Source organism: Actinomadura keratinilytica, from assembly GCF_039539665.1.
Lineage (GTDB): Bacteria > Actinomycetota > Actinomycetes > Streptosporangiales > Streptosporangiaceae > Spirillospora > Spirillospora keratinilytica.
Genome location: NZ_BAABDO010000006.1, coordinates 52,566 through 70,723, shown reverse-complemented (window position 1 = coordinate 70,723; position 18,158 = coordinate 52,566). Strand labels below are relative to the sequence as shown.

The window sequence follows — 18,158 nt, the reverse complement described above, 5'->3', positions numbered from 1 at the left end:
CAACACGGCGAAGGACTGTGATGCGCTGTCCGGCATGCGGTAGCGACACCACGCCTGCGTTGCCACGTTGCACACGCTGCGACGCTCCGCTCGGCGGTGACGAACCCACCCTGGTCGGCGACGGCCCGCGGCCCCGGGACGACGACTCGACCGCCACCCGCGTGTTCGGCGACGACAGCGCCACGCGAGTCTTCGGCGACGACGTCACCGTCCCCGATTCGCACGTGCGGGACCCGTACGCGCCGCCGCCCGTCCCTCCGCAGGACCCTCCGCCGTGGACGGCGCCGCCGTCCTCACCGGGGGAGACGGCCATCTCGTTGTCGCCGGAGCCGTGGGACGAGCCGCAGGTCTGGCAGCCGCCCCCGCCCCGCAAGCGCCGCCGTGCGACGCCGTACCTGCTGTTCCTGGCGGGCTGGGTGGTGCTGGTCGCGGTGGCGGTCGCCATCGTCCTGTGGCCGCGCGGCGGCAGCGGAGGCACCGCCGCCCCCTCGACGAGCACCGTCATCAGCCCGCAGCGGAACGGGTCGGCCGCCGCGCAGGACCCCTCGCCCGAGGAGTCGCCGTCGGGGAACGGCGACGCCGCCCGGGAGGCCACCGAGATCGACGGGCTGCTGTCGGAGATGGCGACCACCCGGTCCGAGCTGGGCAGCGTCATCGCCGACGGCTGCCGCCCGGCGGCGCTGGACCGCATCCGCCGACAGCGGCAGGAGCAGCTGAGCAGGGCCCGCGCGCTGGACGTCGACGACCTCGACCGGGGCGCGGAGATGAAGGACGCGCTCGTCCGGGCGCTCCAGGCGTCGGTGGAGTCCAACCAGCGCTACCTGGACGCGGCGCCCGGCTGCCCGTCCGACAGCGCGGTCGCCGACGTCAACGGGCGGGCCAGCGCGGCCAAGGCCGAGTTCATGCGCTACTGGCAGCCGATCGCCGAGCAGCAGGGCCTGTCGCCGCGCTCGGCCGACACGATCTGACCCGCGCCCTGCCCCGCACAGCGGACCCGCGCCCCGCCCCTGGCCGGGCGCCGGTCAGGCGTCCGGGAACGGCGGGCCCGGCGGGTTCTTGTCGAACGCGTCGATGAACCGGTCCGGCCAGGTCAGCACCGACTCCAGCCACGAGGCGACGCGCATCGTCTCGGCGACCAGGTCGAGCTGCTCCTCCTCGGGCACGCCGATCGCCACGGCGGCCAGGTCGCGGCCGAACGCCTCGTGGTCGTCCTCGCCGCCCAGCGCGGTGAGCGCGATGGGGCGGTTGCGTTCCAGCTCCATCGACAGCGGGTGGCGGCGCAGCGCCCGCAGCCGGTGGCCGAGCTTGGGCTCGGGCGGCTGCTTCAACCCGGGGAGCTGGTAGTCCAAGGGCGGGGCGGGCGCGTGCTTGTCGGGGGCGACGGCGCCGTAGGGGAACAGCTTGTCCATCTCGTGCAGCCACCGCACCTGGGGGATCACCCACGCGGGCCCCGGCACCGTGCCGGCGAGCTCGTGCGCGCCGTCCAGCAGCCGCTGCGCGACCTCGGCGGCCTTGGCGGTCAGCTCGGCGGGCGGGTAGGCGGTGCGCAGCGCCCAGGCGCGGCGCGTCACCGCGCGTTCCACGACGGTCGCCAGCGCGCACTCGCGCAACCGCGGCGCCAGCCGCGACCAGGTGCGGGACAGGTCCGGCGGGACGGCCGGCAGCGGCCGGTTGACCACGTGCGCGAGCACCAGCACGTCCGCCCACAGCCGCAGCCACGCCCCGTCCGGGCCGGCGGCCAGCAGGTCGGCCTCGCGCAGCTCGATCAGCGTGCAGGCGCGGCCCAGCCGGCATTCGCAGCCGCAGGCGGCCGAGCGGCGCCCGTCGATCGGGGGCGGCGGTCCGGGCAGCACCTCCTCGCGGCCCTCGCCCAGCGGCACCCGCACCCGCAGCGGCCGGTCCATGCCGTCGGCGAACACCGCCGCCACGCCGGGCCGCAGCGACACCACCTCGCGGGACTGGTCGTCGTCCAGGTTCATCGCCGCGCCCACCTGGTGCCGGTCGTCGAACGCCGGAAGCCGGTGCACGACCTTCAGCGCGGTGTTCTTGATGACGTCCGGCACCAGCTTGGTGGGGATCTGCTCGGCGACGATGATGCCCTCGCCGTACGCGCGGATCTCCGCCAGCATCCCGGCGAACAGCTCCACGGCGTGCGAGCTGGTGCGTTCGGGGCCGCGGTTGCGCAGCAGCCGGTGCGCCTCCTCGATCACGATGACGTGCCGCAGCCCCGGCGCGGTGCCGCCGGCGCGGGCCCGCATCCGCAGGTGCTCCACGATGCGGATGATCAGCGTGCCCATGAGGAACGCCTTGTCCTCGTCGTTGGCGACGTCCTCGATGGCCAGCACGATGTTCTCGCGCAGCATGCCGCCGACGTCGGCGGGGTGCCCGCCCTCGAAGAACCGCCCGGCCGACCCGATGCGCAGGCTGCGCAGCCGCACGTCCACGAACCCCTGCACGTCGGCCATCAGCTCCCGCCCGTAGCCGACCTCGCCGATGACCTGCAGCGCGGCGTTCTGCAGCTGCTCCAGCGTGGGGACGGCGGGTTCGATGAGCGAGCCGGGCACGCCGCCGCCGGTCACCACGTCCCAGCCGTTGGCCTCGTACACCCGCTGCAGCGCCTGCGCCATGATCTGCGGGAACGGCTCCTCGGCGTCGAAGGCGGCCTGGAACAGCGCGCGCACCATGTCGATGTGGGCCTGCACCGGGTAGCCGGGCTCGGGCGCCAGCGGGTTGACCGACAGCGGCACCGCCCCCGGGTCGGACGGGTTCACCACCGTGACGCCGCCGCCGAGGTCGCGGATGCGCCCCGCCATCGCCGCGTACTCGGACTTGGCCGGTTCGATCGCCAGCCACGGGATGCCCGCGCGGGTGAGCTGCTCCAGCAGGTGCCGGACGGTCTGCGACTTGCCCGCCCCGGTGGCGCCGGTGACGAACACGTGCCGGTTGATCGTGGAGCGGGGCACGGTGAACCGGCCGACCTGCCGGTCCTGCCCGTCCAGGATCGCGCCGAGCTCGATGCGCGGTTCGTGCGCGGCGGTGGACGGCGGCTCGTCGGTCTCGGAGGTGACGTCGAAGTAGCCGGCGTCCAGCACCCGCAGGCCGGGCACCTCGCGGCGCGGCAGCCCGGCGAGCGCGGCCAGCGCCCCGGCCGTGGCGACGAACGGGAACCGCTGCTCGCCGTCCACGAGCCCGGCGTCGGGGCGGCGGGCCTGCCCCCGGTACGCGGCGGCCTCCGCGCGGTAGCGGGCCGGTTCGGCGGCCCGGTAGCCGTCGGCCCGGTACGCGTCGGCGCCCCGGTAGGGGCCGGCGTCCAGCATCTCGCCGAACGAGCCGGTGACCTGCCCCGACCGCAGCCGGTACGGGTGGTGCCCGAGCTCCATCGACCCGACCAGCACGGGCGCGATCTGGCCCAGCTCGGCGGGGTTGGCCGCGCCCGCCAGCACGCGCACCCGCCACAGCCCGGCCTCGCGGAACGCGTCCAGCTCGGCCAGCCGCTGGTCGGCGCGGGCGACGGCGAGCCGGGCCTGCTCGTCCTCGCCGCGCCGCAGCATGCGCAGTTCGTGGTGCAGCTCGCGCATCTCGACGTCGACCTGCCGTTCGTCGCACGGGTCGGCGACCACGAACCAGCCGAACGGCCGCTCCATGAGGGTGACCAGCGTCGACTCGAACAGCCCGAACCCCTCGTCCGGGCGGGCCGCCTGCGGGGCCAGCCGCCCGGGGCAGCGGGTCCAGGTCATCCGCTCGGCCTGGCGCAGCCACCCGTCCCCGATCGCCACGCCGCGCGCGCCGCTGGGGAACAGCAGCCCGCGGGTCTCGCCGTCCCGCGCGGGCGGCCCGCCGACCGGCCCGGCGTTGGTGATCAGCTGCAGCGGCGCGCCGCCGCCGGGCGACAGCCAACCCACCACGAACGGGCGGCGCCGCCGCGCCGCCGACAGCGCGGCGGGCAGCACGCTGACGAAGTCCCATTCGGCGGAGGCGGTGCGCCGCGGCGCCGGAATCGCCTGGATCCGGTACCACGGCCCCGCCAGTACGGATCCGCCCTCCTGGAGTTCGGCACCTGGGGACTGCGCATCCGGGGCTGACGTCACCCCAGCATCCTTACCGGCCCCCGGCCGCTCGCGCCAGAGCTCCTAGTGTCCGGCCGGAGGGTCGGCGGCGTGCCTGCCGCTGGACCGCAGCGACGGGACGATCCGCGTCCCCCGGCGGGCGCCGCCGTGCCTGCCGCGCCGCGCCGTGCCGTTCACGTCGCCGTTCATGCCGCTGCTCGCGCTGCGGCTCGCACTGCGGTTCGGGCCGCTGTTCGGGCCGCTGTTCGGGCTGCGGTTCGCGGCGCCGTTGCCGGTCGCCGCGTCGTGAGGGGCCGGCTGCGGTGCGGCGGGCGACCTGCGGTGCGAGCCGTTGGACGATGCGGAGGCACGCGTGCCGGACGGGCCGTCCGGCGGCGGGGCGTCATCGCTGTCGCGTTCCAGCTCGGCCTTGCCGTCCTGCTTCTCCTGTTCGCGCAGATACTCCTCGAATTGCATCGAGTGCGTGGTGGGCAGGGTGATGATGCCCGGGTTGGCGTCCACCAGCAGGATGCGGCGGCCGCTGCCGCCCGCGTGGGTGAAGACCATCGCGGTGGGCGGGAGCTCCTGCAGCTGGTGCGGTTCGACGAGCAGTTCGCGGGAGCGCTGCTTGCCCGCGCCGCCCGCGCCGACGGTGCGGCCCCAGGTGGTGGCCGAGCCGATGACCCGGGCGAGCGCCGCGTCGTCGGCCGGGCCGGGCAGCGGCGACCACACCGGGTCGGTCAGCCCGTCGCCGCGGACGCGGGCGTAGGCGACCGTGCTGGCGTAGCCCTCGGCGGCGACGTCGTCCGGCAGCGCCTCGCCCGCGGTGTCGGTCATCTCGGCGACGAGCAGCCGCTGCCCCGCGCCGATGTGGTCGGCGGCGACGCGGGCGTCCTCGGGGTTGCCCACGCGCATGAACCCGACGGCGGCGTGCCCGCGGCGGCCGAGCCGGTCGCGCACGTGCGGCGGGATCGACCGGTACATCAGCACCAGCCCGGTGCCGGCGGCCTCGCAGGCGTCGATCAGCCGGTCGAGCACGTCGCCGCGCAGCTTCTCGGCCCCGCACAGGAACAGGGTGTGGTCCCAGCGCCCGCCGGGCGGCGACTGCCGGATGCGGTGGGTGAGCGCGGTGGTGACGTACGTGCCGAGGATCCGGTTGGTGAGCACCCCGGCGCGGCGGTCCATGGACAGCACGTGCAGGCGCGACGGCGGCAGCCGCACCGGCTCGGCGGCCAGCTTCTCCAGCTTGCGCAGCTGCGCCTCCAGCGCCCAGGCGCGGCGCACCACGATCCGGTCGGTGGCGTCCCGGCCGAACATCGTGGCCAGGCGTTCCAGCTGGTCGTCGGTGAGCAGGCCGCGGCGCAGGTCGTCGCGCGGGTCGCCGACCTGGGCCAGCACCCGCAGCGCGGCGGTGATCTGCGGGATGGTGGGCTCGGCGGTGCTCCTGGGGTCGGCGGGCCGCAGCACGTCGATGACGCGCTCCAGGATGGAGTTGTCGAACGACAGGTCGCGGGTGCCGCCGTGCTCGTCGCCGGCGCCGACCACCAGCGACAGCACGTCGGCGAGCGCCTCGCGGCCGAGCCCGCGGGTGGCGTCGAGCCGGGGCAGGTCGCCCGGCAGCACCCACACCAGCGGGTCGTCGCCGCGGTCGGCGGCCAGTCGCAGCAGGTCGTGGGCGACCGCGCCCTCGGACAGGTCGATGACGGTGACGCGGGCGCCGACCGCCAGCCGGGACGCGCCCATCGTGGTGACGGCGGCGGACCAGCCCGCCAGCGTGCCGCCGACGATGTCGACGCGGTCGACGCCGGGCGGGACGGCCACCGGGTACCACTCGCGCTGGCTGTCGTAGGCGCGGCGGCGCCGCTCCCAGTCGCGGTAGGCGGCCTCGTGCTCCCGGGCGGCGGCCTCCTCGCGGCGGCGGCGTTCGGCGCGCAGGCGTTCCAGCCGGTCGCGTTCGGCGGCCAGGCGGGCCCGGATGGCCCGCTCCTCCCGCCACAGCGCGGACCCGGTGATGCCGAGGATGATCGCGCAGGCCAGCAGCGCCACACCGGCGAACGCCCAGGGCAGCACCCCGGCCAGCCCGCAGCCGACGAAGAGCGCGACGCCGACGCCGGTGGCGCCCGCGGCCATGCGCAGCGGACGCCCGGCCATGTGCTCGACGGGCCGCGGCACCGGAACGGCGGGCGGCGGTTCGGGCCGCGCGGGCTCGGGCGGCTCCGGCGGCGGCCCGGGGTCCGGGTGGACCTGCGCGTAGCGCCAGCCGACGTAGACGCGGTCGGCCTGGATCAGCCGTGTCGTCGCGGGCCCGCGGGCGCTGTCGGTCACGTCGTGAGACCCCTGGGAGTTGCGGGATGCCTGAGGACATGGCGTCCTCTTCCGCCCAGATTAAAGACGTTCGCCGGGTCCCGCGCCACGTTCCCCTGAAGAACGCCTGATGAGCGGTATTCACGGCGAATTCGGTCAGCAGGTTCACCTGCGGTAAACATCGGGCGCCCCGGCGCCACCCTGCTGGCCGGATCCGGCCACAAAAATTTCGCCGTCAACCCCGCACGGGCTCGGCCGAGCCGGTACGGGCGCCGCCCGCAGCACCCGCCGCGCCGCGGGGGCTACGGCTTGCGGGCGATGCCGCCGTACATGAGGCGCTGGCCGACCGACAGCTCGTCCTCGGGCGGCACCGGGCCGTCCGGGCGCCACAGCGGCAGGGGCACCACGCCGGGCTCCAGCAGCTCGTGCCCGTCGAAGTAGGCGGTGATCTCCTCGGGGGTGCGGAACCGGCCGGTGCCCAGCAGCGCCAGGTACTGCTTCTCCGCGTCGCGCGCGGCCTGGCTGGAGGCGCAGAAGTGGGTGATGAACAGGTAGCTGCCGGACGGCACCGCGTCCATGTACGCCTCGACGATGCCCTGCGGGTCCTCGTCGTCGTGCAGGTGGTGCAGGATGCCCACCAGCATGATCGCCGTGGGCTTGCCGAGGTCGATGAGCCGGGCGACCTCCGGGTCGCCCAGCACGGCGGCCGGGTCGCGCAGGTCGGCGGTGACGACGGTGGTGCGGTCGTTCTCGGCCAGCAGCGCGCGGCCGTGGGCCAGCACGATGGGGTCGTTGTCGACGTACACGACGTTGGCGTCGGCGGCCACGCGCTGGGCGACCTGGTGGGTGTTCTCCACGGTGGGCAGGCCGGAGCCCAGGTCGAGGAACTGCCGGACGCCCTGTTCGGCGAGGAACCGCACGCCGCGCCCGAGGATCTCGCGGTTGTACCGTGCGACGTCGTAGATCTCCGGGACGACCTTGGTGATCTCGGCGACGAACGCGCGGTCGGCCTCGAAATTGTCCTTGCCGTGGAGGACGACGTCGTACGCCCGCGCGATACTCGGCTTGGTGATGTCGATGCCCTTGGAGGCCCACTCGTCCGCCTGCTCGGACACGTCCGCCATCGCGTCGCCCTCTCTCCCGCGAATGCCCCTCCGCCGACTTGTGATCTTAGGTGCGGACGGACCGGAACGTCCGGAGATTAAGCTTCTTTTCAGCTTCGGATCGGTCGCCGGGAATACGCAGGTTGTCGGGCCCCGGGTGGACGGTTACGAAACGGGCGCCGCGGCGTCGGGTTCGGCGTCGGCTCGGCCGGTCCGCTTCCGTAGGACGTAGCCGCGGGCCACGGCGGTCATGACGGCGGCGATGGGGAGCCAGACGGCCGCCACCGGCCAGAAGCTCTCCTTGCCGCTGCCCGCGGTCAGGACCGGGGCGACGAGCCCGGCGAAGATCAGCGCGATGGACAGGCCCAGGGCGGCGACCATGCCCGGCGTCGGGGCGGAGGCGCGGCGGGCCAGCCGCCACACGCACGCGGCCGCCATGAGCAGACCGCCGGGGACGGTGATCAGCCCGAGCACGAGGGACCGGGCGCGCAGGTCGGCCGGGGCGTCGAAGGTCCGCTGGGACTCGCCGTCGGCCGCGATCTCGGTCAGCCGGCCGCGCCAGACGGTGCCGGTGACGTGGTCGCCCTCGTCCAGGCCGTCCACGACGGGCCCTCGGGTGGGGTAGCGCGTCGCCCATTTCTCGCCGTCCGCGCCGGTCAGCACCACGCGGTTGGAGTCGCCCCTCTTGTAGGTCAGGTGGACGCCGGACACGGTGAACTCCTCCGTCCAGCGGCATTCGGCGGGCCCGGACGGGGCGGCCGGGCAGCGCGGCGCGGCCTGGTAGGCGCGCAGGTCGCGGACGCCGCCGGGGAAATTGGCCGCGACGAAGGCGATGCCGGTGGCCGCGATGGCGACGCCGGCCAGGAGGGTGACGACGGTTCCGACGACGCCGCGCAGAACGCCGGAGACAGAGACCTGGGACACGTCCGCATTGTCCCATCCAATACGGATCGGTGCGTTCTGCGGCATCCCGCGCACGCCCTTTTTGCGATCTTGACTCTCCCGCAGTGGGAGCGTCCATGCTGGTGATGTGACAGAGGGACTCCTGCCGATCGGGCGGTTCGCCCGGCTGTGCCGGCTCAGCGTCAAGCAGCTGCGGCACTACGACGACCTGGGCCTGCTGGTTCCGGCCCGGGTCGATCCGGACACCGGCTACCGCTACTACCGGCCCGGGCAGGCCCGCGACGCGCTCGTCATCGGCCTGCTGCGCTCCCTCGACGTGCCGCTTGCGGCGATCGGGCAGGTGCTGGCGGGGGCGACCGGCGTGCTGGGCGACGTCCGCGACCGGATGGAGGCCGACCTGGCGCGCCGCCGCCGCAACCTCGCCGCGCTGGAGCGCATCCTGGCCGCGGGCCTGCCCGCGCCGGAGGTGCGGCTCGTGCGCGAACCGGCCCGGCGGGTGGCGCTCGTCCGCGACGTCGCCCCGGAGGACCGGATCGGGGAGGTCACGTCGGCGTGCGTGGCCCGGCTGATCGGCGCGGTCCTCGGCGGGGACGCGGCGCCGCGCCCCCGCCCGCCGGACCACGGCGGCGACGACTCGGCGGACCACGGCGACGGCGGCCCGGCGGGCCCGGACGGCGGGCCGCTGGGAACCCTGATCGGCCTGTTCCCTCTCGACCTCGCCCAGGAGATCCCCATCGCCGTCGGGGTGGAGACGTCCGCGGACGTGCCGGGCACAATTCCCGACGTCCTGCCCGGCGGGCTGTTCGCGGCGACGACGCACGTCGGGCCGTACGAGCAGATCGGGCTCACCGCGTACGCGCTGCTGGCCTGGGTGGGCGACCGCGGGCACCTGCCCACCGGGCCGCTCCGGGAGGTCTACATCTCCGACCCCGCGCGCACGCCGCCGGACCGGCTGGAGACCCGGCTGATGATCCGGCTGGACGACGCGGGCTGACCGCGCGACCGGGCGACCGGTTCGCGCATCCGACCCCGAAGGGACCTGAATGATGGCGTCCTACGACGTCAAACGAGAACGCAGGGCGCTGTACGCGCCGAAGAACACCGATTGGGCGCTGGTCGAGGTGCCCGAGCAGCGGTTCATCGCGATCGACGGCCAGGGCGACCCCAACACCTCGCCCGTCTACGCGGCCGCCGTCGAGGCCCTCTACAGCGTGGCCTACACGCTCAAGTTCGCCGCCAAGCGCGACGGCCGCGATTTCGTCGTGGCGCCTCTGGAAGGCCTGTGGTGGGCGGACGACTACGAGGTGTTCACCGCCCGGGCGAAGGCGTCCTGGAAGTGGACGATGCTGATCAGCCAGCCCGAGTGGATCACCAGGGCGGCGGTCGAGGAGGCCCGCGAGATCGCGGCGGCCAAGAAGAAGCGCCCCGCCATCGCCGAGGTCCGGTACCACACGCTGCACGAGGGCCTGTGCGCGCAGGTCCTGCACATCGGCTCCTACGACGACGAGACGCCCCTGCTGGCCCGGCTGCACAACGAGTACATCGAGGCCAACGGCCTGCGCCTGCACGGCCTGCACCACGAGATCTACCTCAGCGACCCGCGCCGGACCCGGCCGGAGAAGCTCAAGACGGTCCTGCGCCAGCCCGTCCGCCGGACCGGGTGACATCGCGCTCCGGCGGGAGCCCGCGGCCCCCATGGGATCGAGGGCTCCCGCCGGAGGCGCGCCACGACGGAAGAAGGCCCGCCGCCTGGGTCCCAAAGCAGGTCTCAGGACCTTGCGGCGCGCCCGCCCCAGGCGCGATGATCTTGGTTTGTGCAACGTTCCGACAGCGGCGCCGGTGCCCTGGAGTACATCGCCGTCGCCCTGCTGATCACCGGGATCGCCGTCGCCGTGTCGGTGTCCGGTGCGGGCGCCACGTGGCGGAGGCGTGCACCGGCGCGGTCTGCCGGATCCTCGGCGACTCCTGCCCGCTGGAACGTTCCGGCCGCGACGGCGCGTCGCCCCGCACCCTCGCCGCCCGCCAGACCGCCGCTGCGACCAAGCCGCCGCTGCCCAAGCCGACCTGCCAGCCGGATCCGGACGCGCCCTGGGTGGACCGGCGGCCCGGCCGCGGGCGGACGCCGTGCGCCCGTCAGTCCCACCAGAACCACCAGGTGTCGGCGCCGACCAGGAACTCCGCGTACTGCTCGAAGTCGCCGACGCCCTGCCAGATGTTGTCGGGGCACAGCGCGTGGTGCTCGACGGCGACCCGGCGGGCGTGCTCGATCGTCGCCGGCGGCGCGGCCACCGAGAGGCGGAGGGTGTCGAAGCCGACCGACGTCACGCGGGCCCCGAACCGGTCCTCCCAGGTGCGGACGACGGCCGAGACATCGTCGGTGCCGGCGTGGTTGCAGGGCCCGTCCCAGCCCACCGCGGTCAGCGCGTCCGCGCCGCGCTCGGCGGGAACGAGGCCGAGCAGGGCGGAGCCGCTTCTTGCGGCCTGGCGCCGCGCCACGGCGTCGGCGTCCTCGTCCGCCTCGCCGGGAGGGGCCAGGCCGGGCCACGGGCCGGACAGCGGACCGTGCTCCGCCCCCTGGGTCACCGAATGCCACGCCTTCGCCAGGACGTCCTCGGCCTCCAGTGCGTCGATGGCGGCGACGGAGCCCGGCCACAGCTCGCCGTCATGCCAGGGACGGGCGAGGTCGCTGGCCAGCCCTTCCAGCAGCAAGGGGTAGAGGCCGGTCTCATGACGGAGGTCGTAGAGCCGCAGCCAGTGCCGGCCCGCGTCGGGGACCGGCTCGTCCGACACCCACAGGGCCGGACGGTCGCCCTCCTCGGGCATGATCAGCCTGCCCGCTGGAAGGCCGTCCGGCAGTTCGTCCAGTGATCCTCGCGACATGCGCGCAAACTAACCGGCCCCACCGACAATGCGCGGACGCCCGGCCGCCGGCCCCGTGCTCAGGTGGCGCTCGGGTCCGGCCGGGCGGTGTCCAGGCCCGCGGCCGCGGCGAGGTCCGCGGCGGCGGCGCGCACCGCCGGATCCGGGTCGTCCAGCAGGCCGAGCACGGTCTGCCGCCGGGACGCGAGCGCCGCGCGGGCCAGCGCCGCACCGCGATCGGCGGCCGGGGCGCCGGCGATCCGGGCGAGGAGGTCCAGCAGCCCGGCGCGGGCCTTGCAGCCGGGGTGGGCGGCCGCGTCCAGCAGCGGGGGCGCCGCGATCCCGGCGGCCGGGCAGGTCGCGCCGTCCTCCAGGAACCGCGCCGCCAGGGCCTCCACCGTGCGCTCGGCCTCGTAGGCGTCCACCGTGGCCGCGCGCCGGATCAGGTCGGGGATGTCGGAGGCGTCGCGGTCGCGGAAGGTCCTGAGCGGCTCCCAATCGACCTTGTCCAGCCGCGCCGCCAGTGCGCGCGTCGGCCACAGCCGTTCGGGGCGCAGCCGCAGCACGACCGTCCCGTGGCCGCCGCCGACGACCAGCGTCGCGTCGGGCCGCAGGAGGAGATGGTCGATGCCGCTGCCGAGTTCGAGGTCCGCGCTGAGCTCGGTGAACATGTCGTGGATGCGGACCAGTCCGTCCGACCAGGCGATGGCGACGGCCACGCCCGTGGGCAGCATCTCCGCGTGCAGGGCGGTGACCCGGTTCCGCCTTCTGATGTCGTACGGCGCCTCCAGCGGGTCCAGGTCCGAACCCCACATGCGGACGACGCCCTTGTCGTCGCCGCTCCACATCACCGAGCCCCCGCTCCGCGCCCTGACGCTGGTCACCGCCGTCACCGCGCCGTTGTGCAGGGCGTGCTGGAGGGTGCGCGGCGGGTCGGCGTCCAGGATCCGGGCGTGCACTCCGCCGTCGCGGTCCCCGGCGACCAGGGTGACGGCCTCCGCGTCGAGGGCCGCCGCGGTCAGGCCGGGCGGCTCGGCCTCGCCGGTCAGGGCGCCGAAGGAGATCTCGGCGCGGTCCGGCCGCTCGGGGCTCGCCTGGAGCACCGTCCACCGGCCGCCGTCGTCGGCGTCGCCCGCCGCCAGCGCGACGGGCCCGAGGTCCAGCTTGGCGTCCTCGGGGCCGGGTTCGCCGATCCACTCCTCCCGCACGTCGATGCCGAGCGCCTCCGCGACGTCGTACAGGGCGGCGCGGGTCCGCCCGTGGATGTGCAGGGGGCCGCCGTCGTAGTCCTCGGCGTTGAACCGGATGATCGCATCGGGGGCGCCGTAGGTGTAGGCCTCGGCGCCCAGCTCCCGCCACGGCAGCAGGCCCAGCTCCGGGAACCGCTCCCTGATGCGCCGGGCCATCTCCGCCTCGCTCGTGCCGAACTGCTCCTCCCCCAGCCACAGCGTCCACCCGAGCTGGTCGGGCAGCCGCTCCACCGCGAGCTGGAGGAAGAACTCCGACACCGAACGGCTCTGCAGGACCCAGCCGTCCTCGACGCTCACGAACACCCGCGGATCGGCCAGCCCGGCCTCCGCGGCCAGGTAGCCCCACTCGTTGCAGTACTGGTTCTCCGCCATGAACACGCACAGCCGCAGGTCGCCGCCGGGGGCGACGTACGGATTGTCCTCCGGCAGCCCGTCGCTGGTGCCGTACCCGGTCGGGTCGGGGCGGATCGTCGGCGGCCACACCGGGTTCGTCCAGTACAGGCGGGGGCGGTAGGAGAAGGAGTTGAACGGCAGGTCCCACCATTCGTCCAGCGCCTTGGGGATGGGAAGCGACAGGTCGACGTCGGCGAACCGGTCGTCGTCCTCCTTGCCGAACAGGCTGCGCACGTACGCCTTGTGCCCGTCCTCCGTCCAGCGCGGCCAGGCGGGCTCGCCGCCGGGCGGCACGTACCCCCACTCCTCCTGGAACTGCCGCAGCAGCTCCCAGCGCGGCCCGGTGTCGGCCAGGTGCTCGGCGAACTCCTCCTCCGACATCCGCTCCCGGTCGTCCCAGCGCGGTATCACCCGCCGGAGCCGCTCCGCAAAGCGTCCATAGTCCACGATCCCCGTCACGAGGCCCGACCTTACCGACGGGGAGGGACACCCTGGCGCGGTTCGGGCGCCTTCGGGCACCGCGGGCGGCCGGGAACCGGCACTTGGCGCGTTCATCAACCGTTCACACTGATTTCGCCGATTACTAATCCATGTGTCGTCAAGCCTTTTCCACCGCGACGTAAACCGACCCGGAAGTCTGCCCGGAAACCGCTTCCGCCCCCCCGATTCCCCCGATTCAGGCATGGTGGGCGCACCGGCCAAAGTAAGCTGCATTCGGTGCCGATCGCTGGTTTGCCTGCTTGGCGCCGACCAGTATCGTCTCCCCTGACGCCGAGGAAGTTCCCGGACGCGGCGTCGCCCGTGAGGAGACCGCACGGCGAGCGGCACGCACCCCTGCGACATGCGGTCGAGCCGGTCGCGGCGGACCACCGCGACCGGCCCGTGGCGCACCCGATGAACGAATACGAGGGTCATTTTGAACATTCTGGAAGCGGTCTTCCTCGGCGCCGTGGAGGGGCTGACCGAGTTCCTGCCGATATCCAGCACCGGGCATCTGACGATTCTGGAGAGCCTGCTCGGATATTCCCCCGACGATTCTGATATCACCGCGTTCACCGCGATCATTCAGGTCGGCGCCGTCCTGGCGACGCTGCTGTACTTCCGCGCCGACTTCGCCCGGCTGATCGGCGCGTGGCTGCGCGGCCTGTTCCGCCCCGAATTCCGCGACGACCTGGACTACCGCCAGGCCTGGGCGGTGGGGCTCGGCGCGATCCCGATCGGCGTCGCCGGCCTGCTGTTCAAGGACCAGATCGAGACGACGCTGCGCAGCCTGTGGTTCGTCGGGTCGGCGCTGATCCTGTGGAGCGGGGTGATGTACTTCGCCGACCGCAGCGCCGCCCAGTCCCGCAGCGAGAAGGACGTGACCTGGAAGGACACCCTGGCCATCGGGCTCGTCCAGTGCCTGGCGCTGATCCCGGGGGTGTCGCGTTCGGGCGCGACGATGTCCGCGGGCCTGCTGCGCGGCCTGGACCGGGTCACGGTCACCAAGCTGTCGTTCTTCCTGTCGGTCCCCGCGCTGACCGCCGCGGGCGGGCTGCAGCTCGTCGACGAGTACGACACGATCTCCAAGGGCGTCGGCTGGCCCGCGACGCTCACCGCCACGGCGGTCAGCTTCATCGTGGCCTACCTCGCCGTGGCGTGGCTGCTGAAGTTCGTCGCCAAGCACACCTACACCGTCTTCATCGGCTACCGGGTGGTGCTCGGCGTCATCGTGCTCGCCCTGGTCGCCACGGGCACGGTCTCCGCCTCCTGAGCGGAGAACACGTGGCGACCGGCGCCGTTCAGGCTTTGCCGGGCAGGAAGGCCTCCAGCTCCATGGAGGGGTGGGGGTACTTCCAGTCGAGGCCGGCGAACGGGACGTACATGCCCTCGTGCCGGCCCGCGAGGAAGTAGTTGCCGTTCCACCGGTTGGGGTTGGTGACCGGGTCGCCGACCGGGAAGTTGGCGCCGAGCGGCTCGTGCGGCACGCCGACGCCGAACATGGCGTACACGGCGGCGTCCACGAAGTTGTTGTGCTCGATCGACCCGCGCAGGTGGGTGCCCTGGATGGCCAGGCCGTGCACCCGGTCGCGGACGAAGTACAGGGAGCTGAGGTCCTTGACGACCTGGTTGAAGTCGTGGGCGCCGTCGTGGTGGACGAACGCGCGGGTCTGCGGCTCGGCCGTCAGCACGGTGCTGACGTAGGTCGGCAGGTCGCCGTGGAACATCCGCACGCGCGCCATCGCGTTGGGGAACAGGCGGCGCAGCCGCTCGCGGGTGAACTGCAGGTAGGCGTGGTTGACGTCGACCAGGTCGAGTTCCAGCCCCATCGGCTCCACGCATCCGGCCAGGATGGCCGACGAGCCGCCCATGAAGACGCCGACGTCCACCAGCCGGGTCAGCTCCAGGTGGGTGCGCTCGACGCGGGTGAAGACGTCGAAGTAGTGGTGGGCGCTGCACTGGTCCTCGTAGGCCACCTGCGACGACTCGATCCGCGCGGTGATGCGGTCGAAGATCGTGCTGCGTCCGGCGAACTTCTTCAGCGGGGCGTGGTGCCCGCTGTAGATGGGGATGTTCAGCGCCTCGTGCAGCTCGTCGACGTCGGCCAGGGCGGGGTCCGGTTCGAGGAAGGTCCCCCAGGTCTCCTGGTGCATCGCGACGGTGGTGACGTAGTTGCCCAAATCGTCCCTCCTCAACGTGCGCGGCCGCGGCGGCGGGTCGGGTCCGGTCAGGATGCCGCGGCCGGGGTGTAACGATCGCGCGGCGCCCCGGCGTTCCCGGAGCGGGCGGCGCGGGTGCACAGCCAGGTCATCGTGCCGAGCGCGATCAGGCCGGCCGTCGCCGTGAGGAGGGCCGTGGCCGAGCCCAGCGGGGGATGCCACTCGCCGGTGAGCGGGTTCAGGGCGGGCACGCCGGGCCGCAGGCCGTGCTGGTACCTGATCATCGTATACGCCAGCCCCGCCAGGTGCGCGGGGAGCACGACCGCCGCCAGCCAGCGCGTCACCGACGGGGCGAACGGCCGGGCGAGCAGGCCGCGCTCGTCGACGGTGTAGGCGGCCAGCAGGGCGGCGCCGACCGCGCACGGCAGCATGTAGCGGCCCTGCGCGACCATGCCGTCGGACTCGGCGCCGAAGACGTCCATGCCCAGCGGCAGGGCGAACGCGCCCGCCACGGCGAGCAGCAGGCGGAGCCGGTCGCGGCCGGTGCCCGCGGCCAGCGCGGCGAGCAGCAGGAACCCGGCCGCGGCGAACCACACGGCGTAGAAGGCGGGCGGCATGTTGAAGTCCAGCCAGCCGAACTGGCCGACCATGGACTTCAGGTAGAACGACAGGCGTTCGACGGCGACCACGCGCAGCGCCTCGGCGGGGCCGAGCCCGGCGCCGCCGGGGACCGGCACCAGCTCGGTGGCCTTCATCGCCAGCGTCCAGATCCCCGAGGTCAGGCAGGCCGCGGCGACGGCCGGGGCGACCAGCCGGGCGGCGCGGTCGCGGGCCAGCCGGGCGAGGCGGGCGCGGCCGGCGGTGCCGACCAGGACGGCCAGGGCCAGCGCGACCGCCAGCGGTCCGGACGGGCGGGTCCACGCCACGACGGCGGCGGCGACACCGGCCAGCACCAGCAGCCGCCGGTCGACGGGCCGCTCGGCGGGCCGGTCAATGGGCCCGCCGCCGAGGACGGCGGGGATCAGGGCCGCCCACATCGCGATCGCCGCGGTGATCTCCAGCCCGTTCGGGTTGATCACGCCGGTCAGGTGCAGCGCGAGGGGCGTGGCGGCGACCAGCAGCCCGGCGAGCAGGAACGGCCGCCGCGCCCAGGCCAGCACGGCGTACGTCGCGGCGGCGAGGAAGGCCGCCGACAGGGCCGCGCTGAGCAGCCGGGCCAGCAGCAGTCCGGTGTCGTCGGGCCATATCCGCAGCGGCCAGCCGACCACCGCGTGGTAGGTGGGGTGGTAGCGGCCCGTGGCGGAGAACCCGTCCGCGGGCGCGTGCGGGCGCGGCGCCCGGGCCGCCTCGTCCAGGCAGCTCGCGGGCTGCTCGGGCTTGAACGCGAAACACGCGGGCGACTTGCGCAGCACCCCGGACGGGACGGTCTGGCGGGTGCCCGGCAGCGGCCGCGGGAAGCCGGGCACGGTCAGGTAGTCCGGCGGTGCGGCGACGTCCCCGCCGACCACGCCGGCCGCGCGGGTGATGTGCGCCTGCTCGTCCGGACCGCCGTCCCAGGGCAGCGCGATGGCCCAGCCGCCGCCGACCGCGAAGAAGCCGAGGAAGGCCAGGATCGCGATCAGCCGGGACGGCGGCGCCGGGGTCATCGCCCGTCCGGGTCCCGGCGCACTCTGGCGGTTATGGCCCGCCCCAGCTGGGTGACGGCGGTGCCGAGCTCGGGCGGTGCGGCGCGGCGCGGGGCCGCCCGCCGGGCCAGTTCGGCGCGCAGCCCCTCCAGTTCGCGCCGCCGGGTCGCGATCTCGGCGTCCCGTCGTTCGAGTTCGCCGCGCAGCCGTTCGATCTCCCGCTGCTGGGCGGCGATGGTCTCGGCGAGCCGGTTGGCGCCGTCGGCGTGGGTGCGCGCCTCGTACTGCAGCTGCAGCACCCGCGTGTACAGCGCGATCCGGTTGTTCTCCATGGCGGCGAGCAGGGCCGAGGACGTGTACGGCCGCAGCGCCGCGAACAGCTCCGCGGCGCCGGGGGCCGCGTCGCGGGCCAGCACGCCGAACCCGAACACCGCCGGGACGATCGCGAACCGCCAGCCCGCGCCGCCGTCGGCCAGCGCGTCCTCGACGGCCGTGAGCACGCCGTTGCGTTCGCCGCCCGCGTGCGCCGCGACGGTGTAGGCGCCGTCGCCGACGAATCCGGCCGGGGTGACCTCGTCGTGCCAGACGGTGGGCCCGTCGCGGGTGGCGTCGTGCACGTCCGACGGCGGCAGGGGGGACGGCTGGTAGTAGAAGTCCCGGCGGCCGCACGGCCACAGCACGTCGTGCAGCACCACGACGGCGTCCGGGGCGTGCTCCATGATCCAGGCCAGTTCGCGGCGGACGACGGCGTAGTTGTGGTCGCCGTCCAGCACGTACAGGTCGGCGGCGGGCAGCTCGCCCAGCACGTCGGGCGACGCCCCCTCGACCAGGTTGAGCCGCGGGTGCTCGGCCAGGAACTCGCGCAGCCGCTCGTCGGGGTTCGGCTCGACGCAGTACACGGTGGCGCCGAGGTCGGCGTACACGGCGCTGACCTGCCCGGACTCCACACCGACCTCGACGACGGCCGACACCTGGCGGTGCGCGAACACCAGCTCGAACAGCTCGCGGAACACCGACATGGAGTGCAGCAGCAGCG

General features: G+C 74.3%; 13 protein-coding genes. 4 read left to right on the top strand and 9 right to left on the bottom strand.

Features of this window, described 5'->3' with window-relative positions:
* The first annotated feature begins 59 nt into the window (after window positions 1-59).
* Window positions 60-968 carry a hypothetical protein gene (locus ABD879_RS03635; RefSeq protein WP_345017393.1) on the top strand — a complete coding sequence of 303 codons (909 nt, stop codon included), beginning with the start codon at window positions 60-62 and terminating at the stop codon, window positions 966-968.
* Between the two features lie 54 nt (window positions 969-1,022).
* On the opposite strand, the gene ABD879_RS03630 is transcribed toward ABD879_RS03635, so the two are convergent.
* The 4 genes from ABD879_RS03630 to ABD879_RS03615 form a co-directional block, all read right to left on the bottom strand.
* The gene (locus ABD879_RS03630) at window positions 1,023-4,088 is read right to left on the bottom strand and encodes a helicase HerA-like domain-containing protein (RefSeq protein WP_345017391.1); all 3,066 of its coding nucleotides are present in this window, start codon (window positions 4,086-4,088) and stop codon (window positions 1,023-1,025) included.
* A gap of 42 nt (window positions 4,089-4,130) precedes the next feature.
* Window positions 4,131-6,371: a coiled-coil domain-containing protein gene (locus ABD879_RS03625; protein WP_345017389.1), complete on the bottom strand. Its 2,241-nt coding sequence runs from the start codon at window positions 6,369-6,371 to the stop codon at window positions 4,131-4,133.
* 281 nt (window positions 6,372-6,652) lie between these two features.
* A complete protein-coding gene (locus ABD879_RS03620) occupies window positions 6,653-7,474 on the bottom strand; it encodes an SAM-dependent methyltransferase (RefSeq protein WP_345017388.1) in 822 nt (273 codons plus the stop codon).
* A 144-nt stretch (window positions 7,475-7,618) separates the two neighbouring features.
* The gene (locus ABD879_RS03615) at window positions 7,619-8,377 is read right to left on the bottom strand and encodes a hypothetical protein (protein ID WP_345017386.1); all 759 of its coding nucleotides are present in this window, start codon (window positions 8,375-8,377) and stop codon (window positions 7,619-7,621) included.
* 106 nt (window positions 8,378-8,483) lie between these two features.
* On the opposite strand from ABD879_RS03615, the gene ABD879_RS03610 reads away from it, so the two are divergent.
* Both ABD879_RS03610 and ABD879_RS03605 read left to right on the top strand, forming a co-directional pair.
* Complete coding sequence (locus ABD879_RS03610) at window positions 8,484-9,350, top strand: MerR family transcriptional regulator (RefSeq protein ID WP_345017384.1); 867 nt, start codon at window positions 8,484-8,486, stop codon at window positions 9,348-9,350.
* 52 nt (window positions 9,351-9,402) lie between these two features.
* Window positions 9,403-10,020, top strand: coding sequence for a GyrI-like domain-containing protein (locus ABD879_RS03605; RefSeq protein WP_345017382.1), 618 nt, complete (start codon window positions 9,403-9,405; stop codon window positions 10,018-10,020).
* Between the two features lie 469 nt (window positions 10,021-10,489).
* Here the strand turns inward: ABD879_RS03605 and ABD879_RS03600 are convergent, their stop codons facing one another.
* Together ABD879_RS03600 and ABD879_RS03595 are read right to left on the bottom strand one after the other, a co-directional pair.
* Window positions 10,490-11,236, bottom strand: a complete 747-nt coding sequence (locus ABD879_RS03600; RefSeq protein ID WP_345017380.1) for a DUF4253 domain-containing protein — start codon at window positions 11,234-11,236, stop codon at window positions 10,490-10,492.
* A gap of 59 nt (window positions 11,237-11,295) precedes the next feature.
* A complete protein-coding gene (locus ABD879_RS03595) occupies window positions 11,296-13,317 on the bottom strand; it encodes a WD40 repeat domain-containing protein (protein ID WP_345017378.1) in 2,022 nt (673 codons plus the stop codon).
* Window positions 13,318-13,774: 457 nt separating this feature from the next.
* On the opposite strand from ABD879_RS03595, the gene ABD879_RS03590 reads away from it, so the two are divergent.
* Window positions 13,775-14,611, top strand: a complete 837-nt coding sequence (locus tag ABD879_RS03590; RefSeq protein ID WP_345017376.1) for an undecaprenyl-diphosphate phosphatase — start codon at window positions 13,775-13,777, stop codon at window positions 14,609-14,611.
* 28 nt (window positions 14,612-14,639) lie between these two features.
* On the opposite strand, the gene ABD879_RS03585 is transcribed toward ABD879_RS03590, so the two are convergent.
* Genes ABD879_RS03585 through ABD879_RS03575 form a run of 3 tightly spaced genes read right to left on the bottom strand, consistent with a single transcriptional unit; the run spans window position 14,640 to window position 18,141 of the window.
* Window positions 14,640-15,518 (bottom strand): class I SAM-dependent methyltransferase, encoded by an 879-nt coding sequence (locus tag ABD879_RS03585; protein WP_345017374.1) that lies wholly within the window; start codon window positions 15,516-15,518, stop codon window positions 14,640-14,642.
* Window positions 15,519-15,565: 47 nt separating this feature from the next.
* Window positions 15,566-17,143, bottom strand: coding sequence for a DUF2142 domain-containing protein (locus ABD879_RS03580; RefSeq protein WP_345017373.1), 1,578 nt, complete (start codon window positions 17,141-17,143; stop codon window positions 15,566-15,568).
* Window positions 17,140-18,141 (bottom strand): class I SAM-dependent methyltransferase, encoded by a 1,002-nt coding sequence (locus tag ABD879_RS03575; protein WP_345017371.1) that lies wholly within the window; start codon window positions 18,139-18,141, stop codon window positions 17,140-17,142. Before ABD879_RS03575 ends, ABD879_RS03580 begins: the two co-directional genes overlap by 4 nt.
* Between the last annotated feature and the right edge of the window lie 17 nt (window positions 18,142-18,158).